The organism is Stakelama portus, from assembly GCF_003171655.1.
Classification (GTDB): domain Bacteria; phylum Pseudomonadota; class Alphaproteobacteria; order Sphingomonadales; family Sphingomonadaceae; genus Sphingomonas; species Sphingomonas portus.
Map to the genome: position 1 here is coordinate 542,855 of NZ_QFZL01000002.1, position 20,725 is coordinate 563,579.

24 protein-coding genes are annotated in these 20,725 nt (G+C 63.1%); 16 read left to right on the plus strand and 8 right to left on the minus strand.

The features are described 5' to 3' along the window. The first annotated feature begins 18 nt into the window (after positions 1-18). The 6 genes from DKB74_RS07845 (at position 19) to DKB74_RS07870 (ending at position 6,087) form a co-directional block, all read left to right on the plus strand. Positions 19-1,647, plus strand: a complete 1,629-nt coding sequence (locus DKB74_RS07845; RefSeq protein ID WP_109807554.1) for a phytoene desaturase family protein — start codon at positions 19-21, stop codon at positions 1,645-1,647. 311 nt (positions 1,648-1,958) lie between these two features. Beyond that, entirely contained in the window at positions 1,959-2,147 is a 189-nt protein-coding gene (locus DKB74_RS07850) for a hypothetical protein (protein ID WP_109807555.1), read from the plus strand. 129 nt (positions 2,148-2,276) lie between these two features. Next, on the plus strand, positions 2,277-2,918 hold the full coding sequence (gene darT, locus DKB74_RS07855) for a type II toxin-antitoxin system toxin DNA ADP-ribosyl transferase DarT (protein WP_205007852.1): 642 nt from the start codon (positions 2,277-2,279) through the stop codon (positions 2,916-2,918). Beyond that, entirely contained in the window at positions 2,918-4,009 is a 1,092-nt protein-coding gene (gene darG / locus DKB74_RS07860) for a type II toxin-antitoxin system antitoxin DNA ADP-ribosyl glycohydrolase DarG (RefSeq protein WP_109807556.1), read from the plus strand. The genes darT and darG overlap by 1 nt, the downstream gene beginning before the upstream one ends. A gap of 11 nt (positions 4,010-4,020) precedes the next feature. Further along, on the plus strand, positions 4,021-4,800 hold the full coding sequence (locus tag DKB74_RS07865) for a DUF5131 family protein (RefSeq protein WP_109807557.1): 780 nt from the start codon (positions 4,021-4,023) through the stop codon (positions 4,798-4,800). A gap of 27 nt (positions 4,801-4,827) precedes the next feature. After that, positions 4,828-6,087: a three-Cys-motif partner protein TcmP gene (locus tag DKB74_RS07870; RefSeq protein WP_109807558.1), complete on the plus strand. Its 1,260-nt coding sequence runs from the start codon at positions 4,828-4,830 to the stop codon at positions 6,085-6,087. Positions 6,088-6,197: 110 nt separating this feature from the next. Here DKB74_RS07870 and DKB74_RS07875 read toward each other — a convergent pair whose 3' ends face one another. After that, entirely contained in the window at positions 6,198-6,953 is a 756-nt protein-coding gene (locus tag DKB74_RS07875; protein WP_109807559.1) for a competence/damage-inducible protein A, read from the minus strand. A 65-nt stretch (positions 6,954-7,018) separates the two neighbouring features. On the opposite strand from DKB74_RS07875, the gene map reads away from it, so the two are divergent. Next, on the plus strand, positions 7,019-7,846 hold the full coding sequence (gene map / locus DKB74_RS07880; RefSeq protein ID WP_109807560.1) for a type I methionyl aminopeptidase: 828 nt from the start codon (positions 7,019-7,021) through the stop codon (positions 7,844-7,846). A 30-nt stretch (positions 7,847-7,876) separates the two neighbouring features. Here the strand turns inward: map and DKB74_RS07885 are convergent, their stop codons facing one another. From DKB74_RS07885 to DKB74_RS07895, 3 genes are all read right to left on the minus strand, one after another. Next, a complete protein-coding gene (locus DKB74_RS07885) occupies positions 7,877-8,383 on the minus strand; it encodes a hypothetical protein (RefSeq protein ID WP_109807561.1) in 507 nt (168 codons plus the stop codon). A 141-nt stretch (positions 8,384-8,524) separates the two neighbouring features. Next, entirely contained in the window at positions 8,525-8,812 is a 288-nt protein-coding gene (locus DKB74_RS07890) for a hypothetical protein (protein ID WP_109807562.1), read from the minus strand. Between the two features lie 79 nt (positions 8,813-8,891). Next, a complete protein-coding gene (locus tag DKB74_RS07895; protein ID WP_145960926.1) occupies positions 8,892-9,377 on the minus strand; it encodes a hypothetical protein in 486 nt (161 codons plus the stop codon). Positions 9,378-9,647: 270 nt separating this feature from the next. Here DKB74_RS07895 and DKB74_RS07900 point away from each other — a divergent pair, with 270 nt between their 5' ends. The 5 genes from DKB74_RS07900 to DKB74_RS07920 all read left to right on the plus strand — a co-directional run bounded on the left by DKB74_RS07900 (position 9,648) and on the right by DKB74_RS07920 (position 14,344). Next, positions 9,648-9,986: a P-II family nitrogen regulator gene (locus tag DKB74_RS07900; protein ID WP_109807564.1), complete on the plus strand. Its 339-nt coding sequence runs from the start codon at positions 9,648-9,650 to the stop codon at positions 9,984-9,986. A gap of 95 nt (positions 9,987-10,081) precedes the next feature. Next, positions 10,082-11,494 (plus strand): type I glutamate--ammonia ligase, encoded by a 1,413-nt coding sequence (gene glnA, locus DKB74_RS07905; RefSeq protein ID WP_109807565.1) that lies wholly within the window; start codon positions 10,082-10,084, stop codon positions 11,492-11,494. A gap of 138 nt (positions 11,495-11,632) precedes the next feature. Beyond that, complete coding sequence (locus tag DKB74_RS07910; RefSeq protein WP_109807566.1) at positions 11,633-12,595, plus strand: hypothetical protein; 963 nt, start codon at positions 11,633-11,635, stop codon at positions 12,593-12,595. Positions 12,596-12,662: 67 nt separating this feature from the next. Continuing rightward, a complete protein-coding gene (locus DKB74_RS07915) occupies positions 12,663-13,439 on the plus strand; it encodes an SDR family NAD(P)-dependent oxidoreductase (protein ID WP_239987423.1) in 777 nt (258 codons plus the stop codon). A gap of 5 nt (positions 13,440-13,444) precedes the next feature. Further along, positions 13,445-14,344, plus strand: a complete 900-nt coding sequence (locus tag DKB74_RS07920; protein ID WP_109807567.1) for a glycoside hydrolase family 130 protein — start codon at positions 13,445-13,447, stop codon at positions 14,342-14,344. Between the two features lie 18 nt (positions 14,345-14,362). Here the strand turns inward: DKB74_RS07920 and DKB74_RS07925 are convergent, their stop codons facing one another. Next, on the minus strand, positions 14,363-15,337 hold the full coding sequence (locus tag DKB74_RS07925) for a quinone oxidoreductase family protein (RefSeq protein WP_109807568.1): 975 nt from the start codon (positions 15,335-15,337) through the stop codon (positions 14,363-14,365). A gap of 117 nt (positions 15,338-15,454) precedes the next feature. On the opposite strand from DKB74_RS07925, the gene DKB74_RS07930 reads away from it, so the two are divergent. Then, positions 15,455-16,879 carry an aldehyde dehydrogenase family protein gene (locus tag DKB74_RS07930; RefSeq protein WP_109807569.1) on the plus strand — a complete coding sequence of 475 codons (1,425 nt, stop codon included), beginning with the start codon at positions 15,455-15,457 and terminating at the stop codon, positions 16,877-16,879. A 100-nt stretch (positions 16,880-16,979) separates the two neighbouring features. Here DKB74_RS07930 and DKB74_RS07935 read toward each other — a convergent pair whose 3' ends face one another. Together DKB74_RS07935 and DKB74_RS07940 are read right to left on the minus strand one after the other, a co-directional pair. Further along, positions 16,980-18,749, minus strand: coding sequence for an SLC13 family permease (locus tag DKB74_RS07935; protein WP_109807570.1), 1,770 nt, complete (start codon positions 18,747-18,749; stop codon positions 16,980-16,982). Between the two features lie 149 nt (positions 18,750-18,898). Next, positions 18,899-19,102, minus strand: coding sequence for a hypothetical protein (locus DKB74_RS07940; protein ID WP_109807706.1), 204 nt, complete (start codon positions 19,100-19,102; stop codon positions 18,899-18,901). A 174-nt stretch (positions 19,103-19,276) separates the two neighbouring features. Here DKB74_RS07940 and DKB74_RS07945 point away from each other — a divergent pair, with 174 nt between their 5' ends. Further along, entirely contained in the window at positions 19,277-19,465 is a 189-nt protein-coding gene (locus DKB74_RS07945) for a hypothetical protein (protein ID WP_109807571.1), read from the plus strand. Positions 19,466-19,502: 37 nt separating this feature from the next. Here DKB74_RS07945 and DKB74_RS07950 read toward each other — a convergent pair whose 3' ends face one another. Next, positions 19,503-20,132, minus strand: a complete 630-nt coding sequence (locus tag DKB74_RS07950; RefSeq protein ID WP_338062886.1) for a S24 family peptidase — start codon at positions 20,130-20,132, stop codon at positions 19,503-19,505. A 90-nt stretch (positions 20,133-20,222) separates the two neighbouring features. Here DKB74_RS07950 and DKB74_RS07955 point away from each other — a divergent pair, with 90 nt between their 5' ends. After that, positions 20,223-20,408: a hypothetical protein gene (locus tag DKB74_RS07955; protein WP_109807708.1), complete on the plus strand. Its 186-nt coding sequence runs from the start codon at positions 20,223-20,225 to the stop codon at positions 20,406-20,408. Then, positions 20,405-20,725 (plus strand): hypothetical protein, encoded by a 321-nt coding sequence (locus DKB74_RS07960; RefSeq protein ID WP_164497932.1) that lies wholly within the window; start codon positions 20,405-20,407, stop codon positions 20,723-20,725. Before DKB74_RS07955 ends, DKB74_RS07960 begins: the two co-directional genes overlap by 4 nt.

A 20,725-nucleotide genomic window follows, 5' to 3' on the forward strand; every position in this document is an offset into this window, starting at 1 on the left:
CTCGCTAGCTTCACTGGCATGACGAAACGCTATGACGCGCTGATCATCGGTGGGGGCCATAACGGGCTCGTCTGCGCCTTTTACCTTGCCCGCAAGGGAATGAAGGTTCGCGTGCTGGAAGCGCGCGATGTGATCGGCGGGGCGTGCGTCACCGAAGAATTTCATCCCGGTTTCCGCAATTCGACCGCCAGCTATACCGTCAGCCTGCTCCAGCCCAAAGTCATTGCCGATATGAAGCTGGCCGATCATGGCTATCGCGCGGTGCAGCGACCGATTTCGAACTTCTTTCCCTGGCCCGACGATTATCTGAAGCTCGGCGGCGGGATGGAGCGGAGCTGCAACGAGATTCGGCGCATCAATGCGCGCGACGGCGACGCATATTACAACTATGATTTCATGCTGGGCGAAGTTGCCGATGCGCTGCGTTCGATCGCGCTGCGCACCCCGCCGACGCCCGGGCGGGGGTTGCGTGCGCTGGGCCATGCGCTGAGCCAGGGGCATATGCTGTCGCGGTTGCCGATCGAAACCCAGCGCAATTGCATCGAATTGTTCACGCGCAGCGCCCGCGAATTTCTGGACCGATGGTTCGAAAGCGACATGGTGAAAAGCGCCTTCTCGTTCGATGCGATCGTCGGCAATTTTGCCGGAGTGAGCACGCCGGGATCGGCCTATGTCCTGCTCCACCATGTCTTTGGCGAAGTGAACGGCGTGAAGGGCGCGTGGGGCCATGCGATCGGCGGGATGGGAGCGATCACCCAGGCGATGGCGGCGGCGTGCCGCGAACAGGGTGTCGAAATCAGCCTGGAGGCGCCGGTGGCGCGCGTGCTGATCGGCGCCGGACGGGCATGCGGCGTGCAGTTGGCGAGCGGCGAAGAGATTGCCGCAAAGATCGTCGTCGCCAATGTCGGGCCCAAATTGCTGTTCGGCAAACTGGTTCGCGACACAGACCTGCCCGGCGATTTTCGCGATCGGATCGCCGGATTCGCCGCCGGATCGGGCACGTTCCGGATGAATGTCGCGCTTTCCGAACTGCCCGATTTCAGCGTGCTGCCGGGCAAGGAGTTGGCCGAGCATCACGCCAGCGGCATCGTGATCGCGCCGGGCATGGACTATATGGACGCGGCCTATGACGATGCGAAACGGCTTGGCTGGTCGCAATCGCCGATCGTCGAAATGTGCATCCCATCGACATTGGACGACAGCCTGGCGCCGCCGGGGTGCCATGTCGCCAGCCTGTTCTGTCAGCAATTCGCCCCTGCCCTGCCCCCGAAACCCGATGGGACCGCAAGAAGCTGGGATGACGAACGCGAAGCGGCGGCGGACAGGATCATCGACACGGTGACGGCGCATGCGCCGAATTTCCGTGCCTCGATCATCGCGCGGCAAATCCATTCGCCGCTCGATCTGGAGCGCAAATTCGGCCTGATCGGCGGCGACATCTTTCACGGGCGCATGTCGCTCGATCAGCTATGGGCGGCGCGCCCGGTGCTGGGCCATGGCGATTACCGTGCGCCGATCGTCGGCCTCTATATGTGCGGATCGGGCACGCATCCCGGCGGCGGCGTGACCGGTGCGCCGGGGCATAATGCCGCGCGCGAGATATTGCGCGACCGGCCGCTTTTCGAGCGCCTGAGCGGCCGAGGCTGAGGTCAGGCAAAAACCGCAGATTTCCGTGCAAAGTTCGCACCGGTTCGCACCAATACGCGCGCGGGCGTGCGCGTGCGTGCGAGGGAAGATGATAGTTGATACAAAGAGCGGGGCAGGACGTGGCACAGATCGGGGGTTGTAGGACAGCGGAATCTTGGGGCTGGTTGCGCCCTAATCTCTGCCGCTCAGTCGGAAGCGGCACGATCCCAAAACCTCCGTTTATACAGCTGGCCCTAAACATCGACCGATTGGCACTTCCAGCGCCAGCTGTTCGGTGCTATGTTCCCACTATGTTCACATCGGAGACAGCTATGGCGAGGAATACTGGCGACGGCTTTCGACGTGGCGCGGTTACGGCGCGAACCCAGTTTCAGCGTTCGGGCGGCCATTGGCAAAAGCGCGACGAGCGCACCGGCCAGCTGATGAGCGTCAAGAACGACGGCACACCGTTCAAGGGCGTGGCGAGGGAACCCGATGGACGTGACACGCCAAACGCATAGCTGCTGATCGATACTTCTCGTTCGAACGAGAAGTGGATAAGCAGCAGTAATGTTGACGCATGTCATCCTTGGTCGAATCGCACATGCTGGACGCGGTCGTTCGCGCCATCGTCTGGCGTCCGCCTGCCGATGATGAAGGATCTGCGGCCGGACAAGGCATTCATCTTCAGGATCATTCATCGCGACAATCTCGCCTGGATCCTCGCGCACGGCATTCATTGCCGCAGCGCTGCGATGGTCAACCCCGCCTATGTCGACATCGGCAATCCGGAATTAATCAACAAACGGAACAACCGGCCGATTCCGATCGCACCCGGCGGCACTTTGAGTGACTACGTTCCATTTTACTTTACGCCCCGCTCGCCGATGCTTTTGAATATAAAGACGGGCTACAATGGAATTCGTCAGCGTGGAAATGAAGAGATCGCGATACTGGTAACCAGTCTTTATAAGGTTCGCGATCATCCGCTGGATTTCATCTTCACTGATCGCCACGCCTATCTCCAGACTGCTGTTTTTTCGTCAGATTTGGTTGGACTTTCGGCGATTGATTGGACAATATTGCAGAATAGCGATTTTAAGCGGGACAATGACGATTTGGGCAAGTTCGAGCGTTACCAAGCAGAAGCGCTGATTCATCAGCACTTGCCGACAGACGCCTTGCTCGGGATCGCCTGCGTTAATGAGAATGTGGCAGGTCAGCTGCGCGCGCAGATCGCAGCAGCAGGCCTGGCCTTGAAAGTGGCGGTAACGCCGGGATGGTATTTCTGATGATCACCTACACCCAAGGCAATCTGCTGAATGCCGATGCGGATGCGCTGGTCAACACGGTGAACACCGTCGGCGTCATGGGCAAGGGCATCGCGCTCATGTTCAAAGAGGCGTTCCCCGCCAATCTCAAAGCCTATGAAGCGGCCTGCAAGGCCCATGAGGTCGAGGTCGGTCGGATGTTTGTGACCGAGCGTCGAGAACTGATGGGTCCGAAGTGGATCATCAATTTCCCGACCAAGAAGCATTGGCGCAATCCCTCGCAAATGCCCTGGATCGAGGACGGGTTGGTCGATCTGAAGCGCGTCATTTGCGAGTTGCACATCAAGTCGATCGCCCTTCCGCCGCTGGGCAGCGGTAACGGCGGGCTCGACTGGCCGGCTGTCCGGACTAAGATCGAACAGGTGCTCGGCGATCTCGAAGGCGTCGAGGTGATCGTCTATGAGCCAACTTCGACTTATCAGAACGTTGCCAAGCGCGCCGGCGTCGAGAAGCTGACGCCCGCACGCGCGGTGGTTGCCGAACTGGTGCGCCGCTACGCGGTGCTCGGGTTCGAATGCACGCTGCTCGAAATCCAAAAGCTAGCCTATTTCGCTGAGCGGAGCATCGCCCGCTGCCAGATCGAAAACCCGCTCGACCTTCGGTTCGAAGCTAATCGCTTTGGTCCCTTTGCCGGGCGGCTGAGCCATCTGCTCAACGCGCTGGATGGCAGCTATCTTCACAGCGACAAGCGAATTGCCGATGCCGGGCCGCTGGACGTCATCTGGTTCGACGATGCCAAGAAGGATCGCGTCACGGCGTATCTCGGCTCGGAGGCGAAGGCCTATCTGCCAGCGCTGGAGGCTACCAGCGATCTTATCGATGGGTTCGAGACGCCGTTGGGCATGGAGTTATTGGCAACGGTCGATTGGCTCGTCTTCCACGGCGGCGAGCCGTCCATCGATGGCGTCAAAGCCGGGTTGCGCGACTGGAAGGGCGGTGCGGAAGCGGCGCGACGCAAACTGCACCTGTTCGACGACCGAATGATCGATATCGCGCTCAACCGGCTCGCATCCTGGCAGCAGCCTGGTGCCGCTACCGCGACGATCGCATAGCGGGACGTGGCATGGCCGAGACCCAAATTGAATGGACCGATGCGACATGGAATCCGGTCGCAGGGTGTTCCATTGTCTCCGCTGGCTGCACCCATTGCTACGCAATGGAGATGGCGCGCCGCTTAGAGGCGATGGGCGTCGACAAATATGCGGGGCTGACACGCAAGACGGGGAAGCGTACGGTCTGGAATGGTACCGTGCGCGAGGATCGCAGCGCGCTTGCCATCCCGCGCCGCTGGCGCAAGGCGCGCAAGATTTTCGTCAATTCGATGAGCGACCTGTTTCACGAAGGTGTGAGCGAGGCGTTCATCATCGAGGTATGGCGGGTGATGCAGGAAACACCGCATCACAACTATCAGATTCTGACCAAGCGGCCGGATCGCATGGCTGCGATACTTTCCACGGCGATCAGCGGCGTGCTCCCGAATGTCTGGCTCGGCACGAGCATCGAGGATGCTGATGCCGTGCCACGGATTGCCGCATTGCGTGCTGTGCCCGCCGCCATCCGGTTCCTGTCGTTCGAACCCTTGATCGGTCCGGTTGGCACCGTGGATCTCAGCGGCATCGATTGGGCGATCGTTGGTGGCGAGAGCGGTCGATCCGCCCGCCCGATCAAGGAAGAGTGGATAGACGACATCCATCGTCAATGTGCCCGCTACGGCACCGCGTTCTTTTTCAAGCAGTGGGGCACCTGGGGCAAGGACAACAAGAAACGGTCCAAGAAGGCGAACGGGCGCGAGTATCGCGGACGGACCTGGGACGAAATGCCGGCGCTGCAGGCGGCGCTATAACGCTACGCGGGCCGGCACGGGGGGAAGGTGGCCGAGAAACGATACGAATGGAGTGACGGCGCAGTCCTCGAAGACCATTCCAAGCGCAAGCATAAGATCCTGCGCGAGTATTTCTTCGAATACCTGACTGTCCGCTCCCAGCTGCCGCAACAGACCAAATTCCGACTTGCCGTGGTGGACGGCTTCGCCGGCGGTGGCCGCTATCAATGCGGCGCAGCTGGATCGCCCGTCATCTTCATCGAAGAACTCAAGCACGCCGTCGAGACGGTTAATCTCCAGCGGGTGGGTCAGGGACTCGGCATGGTGGAGGTCGAATGCCTGCTCATCCTCAATGACCATAGCCGGGATGCACTGGAACTGTTGAAGGCAAATGTCGCACCGCTACAACTCGACATTGCGCAGACCGCGCCGAAGCTGCACCTGCGGGTGGAATATCTCAACGAGGCGTTCGAGACCGCCTACCCGGATATTAAACGGCTGCTCGAAACCGGGCGCTATCGCAACGTCATCTTCAATCTCGACCAATGCGGGCACAAGCATGTCGAACGGCGCACGCTTATCGACATCATGCGCGCTTACCCTTCGGTCGAAATCTTCTACACCTTTGCGATCGAAGCGCTGGTTGCTTTTCTGCAGAAGGACGATCCGGCCTTGCTCGCAAGCCAGTTGCGCCATTTGGACGTCGAACCGACAAACCTGGCTAGTCTCGAGGGCGCGATGAGCAAAGGCAGCTGGCTCGGCGCGGCCGAGCGCATCGTCTTCGAGACTTTTCGGACGTGCGCGTCCTTCGTTAGCCCCTTCTCGATCAACAATCCCGATGGCTGGCGCTACTGGCTGATTCACTTCGCCAACATCTACCGGGCGCGTCAGGTCTATAACAACATCCTGCACGAGAACAGCAGCGCACAGGCGCATTTTGGCCGATCCGGCCTGAACATGCTGAGCTACGACCCTAGCCATGAAAATGGGTCGCTCTATCTGTTCGATCTGACCGGACGCCAACAGGCAATCGGTCAGCTGCTGGAGGATATTCCCCGCCTCGTTTCGGATTCCGGCGACGTGATCCCGGTCAGCGATTTCTACGAGAGCATCTATAATGTTACCCCGGCGCATACGGACGATGTCCACGCCGCGATTATCGAGAACCCCGATATCGAAGTGCTGACACCCGGCGGGGGCGAACGCAGAAAGGCAAACACGATCGCGGTTGGCGACGTACTTCGCCTCAAGACCCAGAAGAGCTTCTTCCCTATGTTCTTGAATGGCGGGGAGGCTCGAAAGGTGTGATCCGCGACGGTCGGCTGGCCTGCACTGTTAGGAACGACAGGTTTCCAGTGTCCGTGCTCTGAAACCAGTCAGGCCGCTGTCGGCCCAAAAGCAGCCACACGCCGCTTCCCCTAAATCCCGCCGTCGGTCACTTCCCGCCCCTGCGCCTCCAGTCCGGCGGTTAGTTCCCCGACGCAGGCGTCGATGTCTTGCTGCGATGTCGAGCGGATCACGAAATTGGCGCCGGTGCGGCCTTCGCGGAAGAAGGGGTAGCTGCCGATCGTCACGCCTTCGCGCGAGCGCTCGACTGTCGCCAGCAACTCGGCGATCTCGCTTTCGGCGACCCAGCAGCCGATGGTGCGGGCGAGCAGCGGCTTGCCGCCTTCGAGCTGGCCGGTGAGCGCGTCGAGCATCCCGGCGGCGATATGCGGCACGCCCGCGAGCATGAAGACATTGCCGATGCGGATGCCGGGCGCGCCCGACATGCGGTTGGAGATCAGCTCTGCCCCCCGCGGCACGCGCGCCATGCGCAGCCGCATGTCGGTAAGGCCGCCACGGCTGGCATAATAGCTTTCGAGGATCGCGCGCGCTTCGGGATGGATCACCACATCGACGCCGAGCGCCACAGCGATGGCATCGACGCTGATATCGTCATGCGTCGGGCCGATGCCGCCGGTGGTGAAGCAATAATCATAGCGCGTGCGCAGCGCATCGACCGCTTCGACAATCGCTTCCTGCCGATCGGCGACCACGCGCACTTCGCCCAGCCGAATGCCCTGAGCATTCAGCCAGGTGGCGAGTTGAGCCACATTCCTGTCCTGGGTGCGGCCCGACAGGATTTCGTCGCCGATCACGACAAGCCCCGCAGTCCAGATCCTCTCATCCATGAGGCGGGCCATAGCCGAGCCGGACGGTCTCGCAAAGCTCCACAAGTTCGCCTATATCGCCTGGCATGACCGAATATGTGAGCGTAACCGAAGACACGCCGATGGCACGTACCGGCGCAATCAAGCTGCACGGCCCCGAAGGATTCGAGGGGATGCGCAAGGCCGGGCGGCTGGCCGCCGAAATCCTCGACGCGCTGGTGCAGCATGTCGTGCCGGGCGTGACGACCGGCGAACTGGACGATATCGTCCGCCAGATGACGTTCGATGGCGGCGGCACGCCGGCGACTTTAGGCTATCGCGGCTATACGCACAGCTGCTGCATTTCGATCAATCATGTCGTTTGCCACGGCATTCCGGGCGACCGGGTGATCAAGGATGGCGACATTCTGAACATCGACGTCACGCCGATGGTCGATGGCTGGCACGGCGATACCAGCCGCATGTTCCTGGCCGGCAATGTGCCGATCAAGGCGAAGCGGCTGGTGGATGTGACCTATGAATGCCTGATGCTGGGCATCGAACAGGCAAAGCCTGGCAATTTCCTGGGCGATATCAGCCACGCGATTCAGGAATATGCCGAAAAGCATCGCTATGGCGTGGTGCGCGATTTCTGTGGCCATGGGCTGGGACAGGTATTCCACGACGCGCCCGAAGTGGTGCATGTCGGCCGTCCCGGCACCGGTCCCGAGCTGAAGCCGGGCATGTTCTTCACGATCGAGCCGATGATCAATATCGGCCGGCCCGATGTGAAGCTGCTCGACGATGGCTGGACGGCAGTGACGCGCGACCGGTCGCTGTCGGCGCAGTTCGAACATTCGATCGGGATCACCGAGGACGGGTGCGAGATCTTTACCAAGAGCCCCAAGGGGCTGAACGCCCCGCCCTACGCCTGATCCGGAGCGGCCGCGCGCCGCGCCGAAGGATCAGAGATTGCGCGACCGGCATTCCAGAAACGCCGCGTATAGCGCGGCGCTGTTCTGGTCGGCCGGCAAGGTGATGTCGAACAGCGTGACGCCGCCCGATCGCGCCGCCATGCGCGGATGCACCAGCAGCTTTGACGTGACCTGATCGAGCGGAATATTGATGCCGAGAACGCGACCGTCCGCGCCGAGCGCGCGCACCGTGGCGGGGACCGTCGCGACGGCATTTTGGCCGCCTTCGACGAACCAGGTAAGCTCTACCGGAACATCCTCCGCCGGATCCATTTGCGTGATCGCGTCGGAACGGAACATCAGCGCGCCGTCGCTGATCGGGCCGGCATAGAGGTGGAATTGTTCGGTGCCCTGGCGAAAGGTGGCGAGACAGCCGGTATCGGGCCCGCCATCGACCAGTTGCCAGCTTCCGAACCATTTGGTTTCGCTTTGTGCATGCGCCGGAATGGCGGCAAGCGACAAGATCAGGACATAGGCGGTAAGGAACAGCTTGCGCACGCGATATCTCCCTGTTGCGGGTATCGTCGTGCCGGAGCGTCTGCCGGTGTTCCAGTTACATTGCCGGTTAGAAAACTGAGCCTGTTGGAAAGAGGAATGTCGCAGCGCGCTGTCCAACCGGATTGCGCGCAGACGCGCGCATCAGTGCAGCGCGGAACCGCATGCGCGACGGGCAGGCTCACAAGCCGGGGTACGCGCATCCTGTGCGCCAACGCGGGACCATTGGTCGAGCCGGCGATGCACTTCTTCAGCGTCCATTCGGCCGCCAGGCGCTTCGATCCAGATATCCGCCTTGGGATCGTGGCGCACCAGCGCGGCAAGGCCATAGGCCATGATGATGAACGGGCCGCTTGCCACCCGCACGCTCTCCGCACCGCGACGCGATCGGCGGTACATGGTAACAGTCACATTCTTGGCGATCTGTCGCATTTACCGCTCCTTACGCCACTTCAATCTACATCTAGAACCTACATTAATTCGCAGATACGGATTTGGTTCCGAAACAGGACTATTCGGCCCGGCGGCAGGCCTCGAACGCGTCGTAAAAACGATCGCTGTCGGCATCGGCGGGAAGGTGCAGGTCATAGATGGACTGGCCGTTATGCGTGGCGGTAATGCGCGGGCCGGTGCGCAGCACGCTGATGCTGCGATCGAGCGGCGCCTGAAACGCCGTCGATCCGCTCACGACCGTCATTTCGACGTCCACATCCATCGATTGGCCGTCGGCGAACGCCCATGTCATCATTATAGGAACGGTTTCATCATTGCGGAACGCGCGCGTGCTGTCGCTCTTCAGCGCGATCAGCCCTTCCGCGTCGGAGCTGGCATGGATCTGAAACGCCTGGCTTTCGCGCGTATAGGTGCCCAGGCAGCCGCTGCGGCTGTGCAGCAACGTCCACGGCCCGAAATGGTCCAGCGAATGTTCCTGCGCATCGGCCGGACCGGCAACCGCACAGGCGCCGATCAGCAGAGGCATCAGTGTCGATTTCCGCATGGCATTTCCCCTTTTTTGTCTCCATCGCGACCATGCAGGCACCCCCGGCGGGCGGCCAGTTACAATGGCTGTCAGGAAAAAGCCGTGTCGACGGGTGGGCGGTGCTGCCGCGCTTTCAGGCACAAACCGCGCTGCTGCCCAATCGCTAGGCAGCGGTTAGCGCTTTCGAACCGCCCCTGCCCCGGATACAGTTGGCGCGCGATACTGGCACGCTTGTTGCCAGTGTGCGGGACGAGGGGAGATACCGGTAATGACCTGTCGGGGGAATTCGTGAAAAAGATCGAAGCAATCATCAAGCCGTTCAAGCTGGATGAAGTGAAGGAAGCGCTGCACGAAGTGGGCGTTTCGGGCATCACCGTGACCGAAGCCAAGGGCTTTGGTCGCCAGAAGGGGCACACCGAACTGTACCGCGGTGCGGAATATGTCGTCGATTTCCTGCCCAAGGTGAAGCTGGAAGTCGTTGTCGAGGACGCACTTGCGGAACGCGTGGTCGAAGCCGTGGCAAATGCCGCGCAGACCGGGCGGATCGGCGATGGCAAGGTGTTCGTGATGCCGGTGGAAACCGCGCTCCGTATCCGCACCGGGGAACGCGACGACGACGCGATTTGACGCGCCGCAGCATTTTTAGAATGGTAGGCGCGAAAGCGTAACAATCTTGCCCGAGTCGCGGGGCATGCGCATTCATCAGAAAGGGACAGACTAAAATGGCGAACGACGCAGGTACTATCCTGAAAATGATCAAGGAGCAGGAGATCGAATGGGTCGACCTGCGTTTCACGGATCCGAAGGGCAAGTGGCAGCACCTGACCATGGTGTCGAGCGTGATCGGCGAGGATGAACTGACCGACGGCCTGATGTTCGACGGTTCGTCGATCGCCGGCTGGAAGGCGATCAACGAATCCGACATGATCCTGAAACCGGATCTGGACGCGGTGTATGTCGATCCGTTCTCGGCGACCCCGATGATGATCCTGTTCTGCGACATCGTCGAGCCGTCGACCGGCGAATGGTATGCCCGCGACCCGCGCACGACGGCCAAGCGCGCCGAAGTATATCTGAAGTCCACCGGCATCGGCGACACCGTCTATGTCGGCCCGGAAGCCGAATTCTTCATGTTCGACGACGTCCGGTTCGAAAACACCTACAACACCAGCTATTACGCGATCGACGACATCGAATTGCCGACCAACAGCGGCAAGGAATATGAAGCGGGCAACCTGGCGCACCGTCCGCGCGCCAAGGGCGGTTATTTCCCGGTCGCGCCGGTCGACAGCGCCACCGACATCCGCGCTGAGATGGTTTCGACCATGCTCGAAATGGGTCTGCCGTGCGACAAGCATCACCACGAAGTCGCGGCTGCGCAGCACGAGCTGGGCCTCACCTTCGGCACGCTGGTGACCACCGCCGACCGCATGCAGATCTACAAGTACGTCGTCCACATGGTCGCCCAGGCCTATGGCAAGACGGCGACGTTCATGCCCAAGCCGATCAAGTCGGACAACGGGTCGGGCATGCACACCCATATGTCGATCTGGGACGGCAAGAACCCGCTGTTCGCGGGCGACGGCTATGCTGGCCTCAGCGAAATGTGCCTCTATTATATCGGCGGCGTCATCAAGCACGCCAAGGCGCTCAACGCCTTCACCAACCCGGCGACCAACAGCTACAAGCGTCTGGTTCCCGGTTATGAAGCGCCGGTGCTGCTCGCCTATTCGAGCCGCAACCGTTCGGCGTCGTGCCGTATCCCCTATGGCGCGGGCAGCAAGGCGAAGCGCGTCGAATTCCGCTTCCCAGACGCGATGGCCAATCCGTATCTCTGCTATGCAGCGCTGCTGATGGCCGGCCTCGACGGCATCCAGAACAAGATCCACCCGGGCGATCCGATGGACAAGAACCTTTACGATCTGCCGCCGGCCGAACTCGCCGCCGTGCCGACCGTATGCGGTTCGCTCCGCGAAGCGCTCGACAGCCTCGAAGCCGATATGGACTTCCTGCTCAAGGGTGACGTGTTCACCAAGGATCAGATCGAAGCCTATATCGAACTGAAGCGCGAAGAAGTCGCGACCTGGGAAATGGCTCCCAGCCCGGCCGAATTCGACATGTATTACAGCGCCTGATCCTTTTTCAGGTGGACAGCAGAAGCGCCCGGGCAGCGATGCCCGGGCGCTTTTTCATGGGGCATGCTGGGCGCCTTGACCCCATTGGGATACGGCGACTACAGATGTAGTCGATAGCCGTGTTCGGAGTCTCATATCGTGCGTATCGCCTTCCTCGCCCTTGCCGTCGCGGCTGCCGCGATATCGCCCGCATTCGCGGCGGCTCACCCGTCCGGCGACGACTCCACTGCCCTGATCGATGCCTGCCGCGCGCCCGAATCCGCGACGCGAACCGTGCCCGGCATCGCCGTCGCCGATATTCCCGCAGCGGCGGGCGACTTGCCGGGGCTGCTGATCCGCGATGCGACCAATCAGGCGGAAGCCCGGCTCTATTACGAACCCGCGTTCGAACAGATGGCGCGCGCGCATGCCCCCTGCTGGGGCGCGATGCTGCGCGATCTGGCGCAGGTGGTTCCCGAAACGCGACTCGGCATTCGATGGGCGTCGATCGTGCTGACGAGCGATCGCGACTATGTCCCGCCGCGCGACGGCACCGACGCGCGCTGGACCGCGCTGGTCGACGGCGACGAGGCGCATCTCGAGCAGTTCCTTTTCCTGGTCATGCCGCACGAAGAAACGCACAGCGTTCAGACGGCGCGACGCGACGGCCTGCCCCGCTGGTTCGAGGAGGGGCATGCCGAATGGGCGGCACTTCAAGTAACGGCGCTGGTGCGACCGGAAGTCGCTGCCGCGCAACGCGCCCGTCACGCCGCAGCTGCGACTGACGCGGATGCGCATCTGGGGGCCTGGGGCAGCATGCGCGTTTCGCCCGAGGCGATACGTCGGCAGCTTTCGCCCGAGGACCAGCAGCGCTTTGACAAGGATCCCGATTTCGACCCGCCGGGCCCGTTCCATTTCGGTCCCGGCGACATCGTCAGCGACGAAAGCAATCTGGAAACCCGCTATGCCGCCGCATTGGCGCTGTTCGATGCGCTGGAGGCCGCCCATGGCACGTCTGCGGTTCGGGAATGGATCGCCGCGGTGCTGGCCGATCCCGAAGCCGACCCCGTGGCTCTGGCCCGGACGATGCTGGGCGAGGATCTGACACCGCTGCTCGCCTGACGCGCAGGCCACGCACCGATCAGACGCCAGCGCGGGAGCCATTTGCGCGGGCGCGGGTTATGCCAGCGTGAGCACGACAAAACAGGCCGTGGCGCTGGTTACCGGCGCCGAATCGGGAATCGGACGTGCCAGTGCGGCGGCGCTGGCGCAGGGCGGACGCGATATCGCGATCCTCTATTTTCGCGATCAGGCGGCTGCGGAGGCCACGGCGGAGATGGTCCGCGCGGCGGGGCGCAACGCCGCCTGTATTCAGGCCGATGTCAGCGACGAAGCCGCCGTGCACGCCGCGTTCGACGCTGCGCTCGCCGCGCTGGGGCCGATCGATTGTCTGGTCAATTCGGCGGGCATCAACATGGCCGGCGTGGCAGTGGCGGAAATGGAACTGAGCCAGTGGCACCGGATGTTCGCGACCGACATGAACGGAGTGTTCCTCACCTCGCGCCGGTTCGTCCGTGATCGCCATGCCGCGGGCGAAGGCGGCAGCATCGTCAATATCTCGTCGATCCATGCAGTCGATGTCCGCCCCGGCGGCGCGGATTATTGCGCAGCGAAAGCAGCGGTGCGTTCGCTGACCGAAACGATGGCGCTGGAAGAAGCGCGGCACGACATCACGGTGAATTGCGTCGCGCCGGGCATGATCCTGACGCCGATGAATGCGCATGCGGTGCAGGATGCCAAATATCGCGCATCGCTGGAGGCCAATGTGCCCGTCGGGCGCGCCGGACAGGCGGAGGAAGTCGCCCAGACGGTCGCCTTCCTCGCCTCGCCCGCCGCGCGCTACATCACCGGGTCGACGGTGACAATCGACGGCGGGTTGTCGCTCGTCCTGGGTCAGGGAGCCTGATCGCCATGCAACTGGATTTCACAGTCGAAAAGATCGAACCGGTCACCATCGCCGCGCCGGATGCGCTGACCGGATCGGCGTGGATGAGCCCCTATGTCTGGCGGCTGGAAGGCGGCGGCCATGCGATGCTGGTGCGGGTCGTGCCGCCCCCCGGCGCCGGGCGCGTCGATACCGGCAGCATCTGGTACGGGACCAGCGAGGACGGCGTGCATTTCACGCTCGACGATAGCCCCGCGATCGCGCCCGGCCCCGATGCGAACGACATTGGCGGGTGCGAGGACCCGACCTATGTCGCCGATGGCGACCGCGTGCTGGTCTATTACACCGGCGTCGACGCCAATGGCGCGACCGGGCGGTTGATGCTGGCGCAGGGGCCCGATATGCGCCACCTGACGAAATCGGGCGTCGCGCTCGCGTCGAGCAAGACCGAGGGCAATACCAAGGAAGCGACGATCGACCGCACCAGCGGCGGAAAATGGTGGCTCTTCTATGAATATGCCCATGCCGATGCCTCGCGGATCGGGCTGGCGCTGGGCGATGGCGCATGCGGCCCGTGGCACGAACATCCGCATCCGTTCGATCCGCGCGAGGGGCGCTGGGACAGCTGGCATCTTTCGACCGGGCCGATGCTGACCACCGACAAGGAACATCCGGTGATGTTCTATAACGGCGCGACGCGCGATGCGCGCTGGCGGATCGGCTGGATCGCGTTCGACCGCGAATATACCCGCGTGGTCGATCGCTGCGTCGAACCGCTGATCGTGCCGCCGCCCCAGCCAGAGCGCAGCATGGCCGACATCGCCTTTGCCGCGTCGGTGATCGCGCATGGCGACAGCGCGATCCTCTATTATTCGATTGCCGACGCACGACTGGAGCGCGCGCATATCCGGCGCTACGCGCGCTGATCGGGCACTGCTGGCGGATCAGGGAAGCAGGAGCGTCGCGCCCTGAGTCTCGCCGGCTTCGATCGCGCGATGGGCATCGGCGGCGTCCTGCAACGCGAAACGCTGGCCGATTTCGGGTTTGAGTATGCCGCGCGCGAGCAAGTCGAACAGCCGCCCCGCCCCCGCTTCGCGCTCCTGCGGCGTGGCATAATAATCGAACAGCTTGGGGCGGGTGACGAACAGCGACCCATGCTGGTTGAGCGACGCCAGTTCGACGCCCTCCACCGGGCCGCTGGCATTGCCATAGCTGACGATCAGCCCTCGGGGCGACGCGCTGGCGAGCGAGGCTTGCCAGGTCGAGGCACCGACGCCGTCGAGGATTACCGGAACGCCCTTGCCATCGGTGATCTCACGCACGCGTTCGGCAATATCCTCACGCTTATATTCAATCACATGATCGGCGCCGTGATCGCGGGCGCGGGCGGCCTTTTCGGGCGTCCCGGCGGTGCCGATCACAATCGCGCCGATATGGTGCAGCCATTGCACCGCAAGCGAACCGACGCCGCCCGCCGCCGCATGGACGAGCACGGTCATTCCCGGCTGCACCTTTGCGCAGCGTTCGATCAGGAATTCGGCGGTACAGCCCTTAAGGAACGCAGCGGCGGCGATTTCATCGCTCACCGCGTCGGGCAGTTTGAACAGATGTTCGGCGCGGACGTTGCGCTCGGTCGCATAGGAGCCGAGGCCAGCGCCATAGGTCACGACGCGATCGCCGACGGCAAGGCTGGTGACGCCCTCTCCCACTTGCTCGACCACACCCACCCCTTCCAGGCCAAGCCCGCTGGGCAGATCGACCGGATAGAGGCCGCTGCGGTGATAGGTGTCGATGAAATTGAGCCCGGCGGCGCTGGTGCGAATGCGAACCTCGCCCGGCCCCGGAGACGGGACGTCCGTTTCGACCCATTGGATGACTTCGGGACCGCCGGTCCGTTCGATGCACACGCGATATGCCATGGTCGTCTCCTTCGCATCGCCATCTGTGGTTGCGGGGGAAAGGTTGCAAGTCGCCACCGGACACGCCAGATCACAACCCATCGAGAAACAGCAAAAGCAAATGGGATTTCGGAGCCGATGCGCAGCTATCTGAAGCAATATATCGACGGGAAATGGGTGGAGAGCGAAGGCGGCACCCGCCACGAAGTGATCAATCCGGCGACCGAGGAAGCGGTCACCGAAATCACGCTGGGCAGCAAGGCCGATGTCGACAAGGCCGTCGCCGCCGCGCGCAAGGCATTTGAAAGCTGGTCGCGCACCAGCATCGACGAACGCGTCGCGGCGATCGAGAAGATCGTCACCGAATATGAAAAGCGCGTCGATGCGATGGCCGAAGCGATCGCGCTGGAAATGGGATGCCCGATTTCCGTCGCCAAGCCCGCGCAGGTCGAATCGCGCAAGCGCCACTGGCAAGCCGCGATCGAGGCGATCCGCGCCTTTCCGATCGAAGAGCAGATCGACAACAGCCTGGTCGTGCATGAGCCGATCGGCGTCGTCGCAATGATCACGCCGTGGAACTGGCCGCTCAACCAGATCATATCAAAGGTCGCGCCCGCCATGGCAGCGGGATGCACGATGGTGCTCAAGCCTTCGGAAGAGGCGCCGGGCTGCGCCGCGATCCTGGCCGAGGCGATCGATGCCGCGGGTCTGCCGGCGGGCGTGTTCAACCTGGTGCAGGGCGATGGTCAGACCGTGGGCGAAGCGCTGTCAGGGCATCCGGGCGTCGATATGGTGAGCTTCACCGGATCGACTCGCGCGGGCATCGCCGTGGCCCAGAATGCCGCCAATACCGTCAAGCGCGTCCATCAGGAACTGGGCGGCAAATCGCCTTCGGTCGTGCTGGCCGACGGCGATCTGGAGCGCGCGGTGAAGGGGACGCTGGGCAGCGTGCTGGTCAATTCGGGCCAGAGCTGTATCGCCCCCACGCGGCTGCTGGTGCCCAAGGATCGCATGGACGAAGCGGTTGGCATCGCCACCGAAGTGATGAAGCGCACCCAGACCGGCGACCCGATGGAGGAAGGCCGCCATATCGGCCCGGTCGTCAACAAGGCGCAGTTCGACAAGATCCAGGGCCTGATCAAGAAGGGCATGGAAGAAGGCGCGAAGCTGGAAACCGGCGGTCCGGGGCGTCCCGACGGCGTGGATACCGGATTTTACGTCAAGCCGACGCTGTTTTCGCATGTCACCAACGACATGACGATCGCGCGCGAAGAGGTGTTCGGCCCGGTCGTCACACTGATCGGCTATTCGGACGAGGAAGACGCGATCGCGATCGCCAACGACACCAATTACGGATTGTCGGCGGTGGTGTGGGGCAGCCCGGAATCGACCAAGCGCGTCGCGCCGCGACTGCGCGCGGGCATGGTCTATGTGAATGGCGGCCAGCCCGATCCCAAGCTGCCCTTTGGCGGATACAAGCAATCGGGCAATGGCCGCGAACACGGCAAATACGGCCTTGCCGAGTTCATGGAAGTCAAGGCGATGGTCGGCGCGCTCGCCTGACACGCCAGGACGCCTGACACGCCACGGACGAACGGGGCGGCAGATCGCCGCCTCGTTCGTGCCGCGCCCGGGGTGGCTGCGGCTCAGCTTCTGCCGGCAGTCAGACCGCCGGCCAGAACCACATGATCAGCGGGGTGCCGCAGAGCAGCACCAGCACCGACAATGGCGCGCCCAATCGCGCATAGTCGCCGAATTTATATCCGCCCGGCCCCATCACCAGCGTGTTGCACTGATGCCCGATAGGGGTCAGGAAATCGCAGCCCGCGCCCACCGCCGTCGCCATCAGGAACGGTTCGGGCCGGTAGCCCAGGCCCGTCGCAAAGGTTGCGGCGATCGGCGCCATCACCAGCACGGTGGCGGCATTGTTGAGGAACGGCGTCACAGCCATCGCCGCGCCCATGATCAGCATCACCGCGCCCCAGGGCGGAAGCGTCGACGCGAAGACCGACAGATGCTCGCCGATCAGATCGCTGGCGCCGGTGGTACGCAGGCTGTCCGACACCGGGATCAGCGCGCCGAGCATGATCAGGATCGGCCATTCGACATGCGAATAGGCCTCGCGCACCGGCAACGCACCGGTAATGACGACCAGCCCCGCCGCCGCGAAAAAGGCGACCGCCACCGGGATCAGCCCGAGCGCAGTGGCGATCATCGCCGCGCCGAGGATCAGCAGCGGAAGCACGGTGCGGCGGGCATTGCTGCCCAATTTGAGCGAACGTTCGGCGAGCGGCAGGCAGCCGAGATCGCGGAGCCGTTCGGGAAGCAGGTCCAGCGGGCCCTGAAGCACGATGACGTCGCCCGCCGACAACATGATGTTGCCCAGCCGCCGGACCAGCCGTTCGCCCTGACGCGACACGGCGATCAGGTTGACGCCGAACCGCTCGCGCAGCTGCATCCGGCTGGCGGTACGGTGCACCAGCGGCGAATCGGTGCCCACCACCGCTTCGATCACGCCGATGTCCGAACCATTGTCGCTGATCGTCTCGCGCCCCTCCAGCTCAAGCCGGTCGCCCGCGATGACGCGTTCGAGGCTGTCGGGCGAGCCGCCGAGGATCAGGATATCCTCGACCCGCAGCACCGTGTCGGGGAACGGCGCGCTGCGATTGCCCTCGCGGATCAGATTGGTGATCGTGACTTCATGTTCGTGCCGCGTGATGAATTCGGAGACGGTTTCATCGACCGCAGGCGAACGCGGCGAAATCCGCACTTCGGTGACATAATCCTGGATATCCAGCGCCTCGCCCAGCGTCGGAGCGGCCCGCCGGTCGCGCGGCAGCAGGCGATAGCCGAGCGGCAGGAAGACGAGCCCGATCAGCGTGAGGCCAAGGCCGACGGGAAGATAGTCGAACATCCGGAAGGGTTCGCCGGTCATTTCCTCACGCACGCGCGACACGATGATGTTGGGCGAAGTGCCGATCAGCGTCATCAGCCCGCCGAGCAACGAGGCGAACGACATCGGCATCAGAAAGGCCGAGGGCGCGATGTTCGACCGTTTCGACATCTGGAATGCAACCGGAATCATCATCGCCAGCGCGCCGATATTCTTGACCAGCGCCGAAGCAAAACCGACGCTGGCGGTGAGCACCAGCAACTGGGTTTCGACCCGCTTCACGCGTTTTTGCAGGAACAGCATCATCCGGTCGATCATGCCCGAGCGCTGTACCGCGCCCGACAGCACCAGCGCGGAGCCGACAATGATGACGATATCGTCGGAAAAGCCGGTAAAGGCGGCCTTGGGCGAAACCACGCCCGTCGCGACGCCGGCAAGCAGCGCCATTACGGCCACGACGTCATAGCGGAACCGGCCCCAGATGAAGAGGCCCATCATCGCGGTAAGAACGGTGACCGAAAGAATTTGCGGTAGCGTCATTCGGCCTCGGAACAGGTCATGACAGCCTGAACCCCCAAAGAGGATTTTGTGTCCGCGCCAACCAGCGCGGACATGCGATATCAGGGGGCTGCTACCGGGAAAGGCCGGGCGTGATCAAGCGCCCGCATGCACCAGGGAGCAATGACGACCTAGTGGATGGTGCCGACGGCCCGGCCGACCGACATCAGCACCACCAGCCGCTCGATCTGGCGCCAGTGGCAGAAATGGATGTGGTTACCGATGTCGCGGCTGCGATCCGCCCGCGACGCAGCCTCGAACCCCGCATCGTCACCATATTGCCGGATCAGATCGAAGGCGTCCGAAACCGCCCCGCGATCATTGAGCCATGGCATCTGATCCATGCGATACTCCAACAAAGCCGTTACTCGCGCGTTTGCCGCGCCGGCAAAGCCCTAGCGGGCAAACGCGAAAAAGCGGTGGAGGACAAAGGTTAACCGCCCCTTCCCGACCGTTCAGGCCATGCGTCCAAGCTGGCTTTATCCGACGCGGCATGGCAGAGGAGCGCAATGAGCAACGATTCCGGAACGCCCAATTCGATCTCCGGCGGATTTCCGCTGGCGGTTTGCGTGATCGTCGGCGCCATTGCCGGTTTTCTGTCGGGTGAACCGTCAATGGGCCTGATGATCGGAGCGGCGATCGGCATCGCGATTGCGCTGACCATCTGGGTCGTGGACCGGCGACGCCAGCGCGGTTGAACGACGCGTGGGTCGGTTGGTCCCGCCTCCACACCCCCTAAAGCATCGCGCGCGAGAGCCAGACGACGCGCCCCACCACCTCGACCGATTCGCCCGGCACGATCCGCGGCGGCGGATAGGCGGGGTTGGCGCTGGCAATTTCGATATCGCGCCCGATCGCACGCAGCGATTTGACATTGAGCACGCCGTCGCTGCGCAGCACGAACAAAGCGGTCCGCGAGGACGGCGTTCGCCGGTCGCGATCGACCAGTATCTCATCCCCATCGGCAAGCCGCGGTTCCATCGAATCGCCGAGCACGCGAATCATCGACGCGGCGGCAGCGCGGACGCCCAGCCGCCGGAGCAGCGCGGGATCGAGCGAGGCCGGGCGCTGGCGCACTTCATCCTCCGATAATCCGCCTGCGCCCGCCGCAGCATCGATATCGAGCCGGGGCACCGCCGCCATGCCCGAAGGCGGCGGACCGCCCAGCCGATCTTCCCCCACGCCGAAATAGCGCGCCAGCAACGCCCGGTCGCGTTCGGGCAGCAAACGCGGCGACCCGCGTCGCATATATTGCTGAAAATAGGCCGGGTTGCGCCCGAGCAGGCGCGAGATCGACGCATGGCTTTCGCCATGTTCCGCCATCAGGGCCGCGATCGCCGCGCGCTGAGCCGCTTCATCCATCATCGAAGCATAGCGATAGGATTTTTCCTAGACAAGTAGGATTTGAGAGAACAGAAAAAGAACATCATTCAGCGACTCGGGAGGATATGGCGCATGACCGTGCTGCGCAAAGTAGAGCGATATCTGCGGGTTACCGACATGCCGGAGACCAAGTTCGGGCGGCTGGCGGTACGCGACCCGCGACTGGTGCGCGACTTGCGGAACGGGCGGGAACCGCGGGCACCGATGGTGGCGCGAATCGAAGCCTTTATCGCCGCGCATGGGGGAGACGCACGATGAGCCGGGGCCCCGATGTGGCGACGATGCTGGAGCGCGCGCTGGCGGCACAGGCGCGCAATGCCGGATGCCCGGTGACGATCGTCGAAAGCGACTGGACCCGCTGGGCCAGCGCAACCTTTACCGGCGCGCGGCATAATATCGTCCTGTCCGCGCCCCCTTCCCCCGCGCTCGACACGTGGCTGGCGGCGCTTCCCGAGGCGGAGTTCGCATTGCGCGGGCATCTGGTCGCCGACGCGCTGGTCGCGACGTGCCGGCGTTCGCAGGATGGGGTTACCGCAACGATCGAGGCGCTGACGGTGGAGGATCGAGCGTTCTAG